The organism is Pantoea sp. GbtcB22, assembly GCF_019091025.1.
GTDB lineage: Bacteria > Pseudomonadota > Gammaproteobacteria > Enterobacterales > Enterobacteriaceae > Pantoea > Pantoea leporis.
Genome location: NZ_JAGXKB010000016.1, coordinates 1 through 3,633 on the forward strand (window position 1 = coordinate 1; position 3,633 = coordinate 3,633).

Genomic DNA, 3,633 nt, shown 5'->3' on the forward strand with positions numbered 1-3,633 from the left:
CCGCCGTGCTGGTTCTGCATGGCGCGCACGATGCCGCCGAGGCCGAGCAGCCCGGCGAAGGCGGCCATCGCCATCCATGCGCCGCTGTTATGCTCCGGCACGAACAGCGGGGCGCTATCAGCCGCGGCGTCGCCGCTGAGCATCAGGAAGGCGCTCTCGCCGTCGTCCATGTCGCTGGTCGCTTCGCCGTTATCGGCGGAAACCCAGTCGTGCGGCATGCCGTCTTCGCCGATGCCCTGCAGGCGGGCGTTGTTCTCGTAGAAATCGTAGATGACCAGGCGCGGTTCATCCTCGCCCGGCACGGTCAGGAGCAGGTTTTTGCCGTGCCGCTTCATCGCCATCCGCGCGGGCTGACCGGGATGCTGCGCATCGGACAGCACGATGCGCTGGCCGGGGGTGGAGTGAATGTACTGAGTGCCTTTGCCGGACGGCAGCATCAGCGGCGCAGAGAGGCGGTTACCTTCGGCCGTGGCGACGGCGAGAACGGAAGCGGACATAAACAGAGTTCCTGAAATAAGTGGCTGAGATTAAATAAATAACGGGAATTATGCCGGGAGGGGATGCGATGAAATACAGGCCGGGTCTGGGAAGGTAAGAAAAGACGGAGAAAACAGTGAGTTTTGTAGGAAAATATTTATTAAAAAAAACTGACCCGCAATGAAGGCGGGTCAGTCTGAACGTTAGTGATTGTCGAGATTAACCGTTACGTTTTGCTGTACTAACAGCTCAGCATCTAGAGCAGAATGCTGGAATATCTGATATTCAGTACCGCCAACGTTAACTTTACCTCCGCTGTTCCAGTCACCGGCATCGGCACCGTTAGGTAACATGTCAGAAAGATTAACCGTATCGCCGGCATTGCCTTTCACCATTAATTGCAGATTACCGTTTTCTCTAAACAGATCGACCTGACCATTTGCCAAAATATCGCCCAGTGATAACATCAGTGTATTATCACCGGTTCCGGTAATGTCAATGACCTCAATAGAACTTATCTTGCTGGCTAATCGGGTGAAATCAAGCACCTGATTAGCACCGGTTAATGCCAGTGTATCAATACCACTGCCACCCCCAAGCTGAGTAACAGTATCAAGGTGATGCACGTCAGTGACAGTAAAGCTGTCATTTAGCTCACTACCGATTAAGTACTGGCTCTCATCCGTGACTGCATGGTCTTGGTCTGGGGCATGTGTATAGCTACGCATGATGTTGAAATCCCAAATGCTGACATTACCACTATACGTGAATAAAACACGGTATATTGGTATGTCTGAGTGATATTCCACCAGGTTGTTAACCGATGTGTTTGCATTCGTGACTAATCTGCTTCCGAGTAGATTGTTATCTTTATCATAAAAGTTGAAATTAATATTTCCGGTGCCAGAAAACATTCTGGTATTAAATGAAATATCTTTAGTGCCTAATTCGCTACGATTGAGATCAAGAGATGACGATCCTCCCCAAAAATGCAACAGCCATCCTTTACTTGTACCTGCAGTGTAGGAGTCTCTATTATGAAAATGCCCCGTTGAATTAAATGTGACCCCATCTACGATAGTACCTGCTGGGAAATTGTAACCGCCAGTATATAACGAGAAATCAATCTCTTTGGATTCAGGAATATTTCGATATTCTGATAATTTACCAGCCTTGTTTACCACTGCCGCGAGCATATTATCATTGGGTTCAATCGATGTAGGCAACGTAATAACCATATATCCCCGATCACTATCTGCGTCAGTGACCGTGAAGAGATAATAGTTTCCATCAATGTTAAGGCTTACCTGACCACCTTTTTCAGTCTGGTTCCCGGAAAAGTGAACCGTGACATCCTGACCTGAATATGTCAGTTCAAACGGTGCCTCAGGTTTAGTGGTATCAACATTAACCTGCTGTGTTTCTACTGGACCAGTGCGACCTAAATTATCAATAACTCGCGTCTGGATTGACCAACTATTCGCGTGGTTTTCACCGTCAAACCAGTACCATCCACCTGATGGATCTCTGAGTGCATCATGCCAGCTCACACCGCCATTGACAGAAATCTGGATACGTTCATTGGCATTAACAATGCCATCAAGCTGACCACGGATCAGATGCCCAGTTGTGCCAACGTCAGTGTAGAAATCCCCCGCGTTATTGAGATAGCCGCTGTCATGGGTTATTGCTGCTATTCTGGCCATGCCTGACGGTGCCGAAGTGTCTACGGTGATTTCAGTCGCTGCACTGACATCACTGGCGTTACCTGCTGGATCGGTGATGATGATGGTAAAGCGATAGTCGCCGTCATCCAACGCGCTATCTGGCTGCCAGTGCCACTGATTATTGCTCCCAATTATTTGTGTTCCAACGGGAACTCCATTCAGATAAATGGTAACGGTGCAGTCGGCTTCACCCATACCACTGAGTTGCGGACGATTGTCATCAGTAAAGGCACCGTTCCACAGCTTGGTGGGATCTACACTCGAAACGTTCTGCCCGGCATTAAGTGGCTTGACGGTATCAACATTGATTGTGAAAACATCGGACAACACTGACGTGTTACCTGCGGTATCGACTGCCTGCACGCTCAGCGTGTGCGGACCTTCCTCAAACCTATCGGTGCCGGTGAACTGCCAACTCCACGTGCCACTAATGCTGTCTGCACAAACACTTCCTATTGCCGCAGTGCCGTTAAATATCGTGACCAGACTGCCTTTTTCGGCCGAGCCGCTCAGCACAGGGCGGGCATCGTTGGTGAGGCCGGTGCCGTCGTTGGCAATTGGGCCGAGTGCGCCGCCGGTTATTGCATCGGTGATGGTGGCCAGCACCGGCTGTGCGATTTGCGTGTCAACGGTGATGGTAAAGGTGTCGGACAGCACGGAAATGTTGCCCGCCGGATCGACGGCCTGCACGCTCAGCGTATGCGAGCCTTCGTCAAACTCATCGGCACCGGAATACTGCCAGCTCCACGCGCCGGTGCTGACGTCGGCATAGACGCTGCCCACCGCCGTAGTGCCGTCGTAAATAGTTACCAGACTGCCTTTTTCGGCGCTGCCGCTCAGCACGGGTCGGGCGTCGTTGGTGAGGCCGGTGCCGTCGTTGGCAATGCCGCCAAACGCACCGCCGCTTACCGCATCGCTGACGGTGGCCAGCTCTGGCTGCGCAATTTGCGTATCAACGGTGATGGTAAAGGCGGCGGACAGCACGGAAATGTTGCCCGCCGGATCGACGGCCTGCACGGTCAGCGTATGCGAGCCTTCGTCAAACTCATCGGCACCGGAATACTGCCAGCTCCACGCGCCGGTGATGACGTCGGCATAGACGCTGCCCACCGCCGTAGTGCCGTCGTAAATAGTTACCAGACTGCCTTTTTCGGCGCTGCCGCTCAGCACGGGTCGGGCGTCGTTGGTGAGGCCGGTGCCGTCGTTGGCAATGCCGCCAAACGCACCGCCGCTTACCGCATCGCTGACGGTGGCCAGCTCTGGCTGCGCAATTTGCGTATCAACGGTGATGGTAAAGGCGGCGGACAGCACGGAAATGTTGCCCGCCGGATCGACGGCCTGCACGGTCAGCTTATGCATGCCTTCGGTGAACTTATCGGTACCGGTGAACTGCCAGCTCCACGCACCGGTAGCGGCATCGGCGTAGACG

The 3,633-nt window shown here is 53.0% G+C and carries 2 protein-coding genes; both read right to left on the minus strand.

What is annotated here, in order from left to right; all coding sequences use genetic code 11:
- Positions 1-497, minus strand: a 497-nt coding sequence (locus tag KVT28_RS24610; RefSeq protein WP_217550762.1) for a hypothetical protein, incomplete at its 3' end; no start/stop codon positions are given.
- A gap of 183 nt (positions 498-680) precedes the next feature.
- Positions 681-3,633, minus strand: a 2,953-nt coding sequence (locus KVT28_RS24615) for an Ig-like domain-containing protein (RefSeq protein ID WP_217550764.1), incomplete at its 5' end; no start/stop codon positions are given.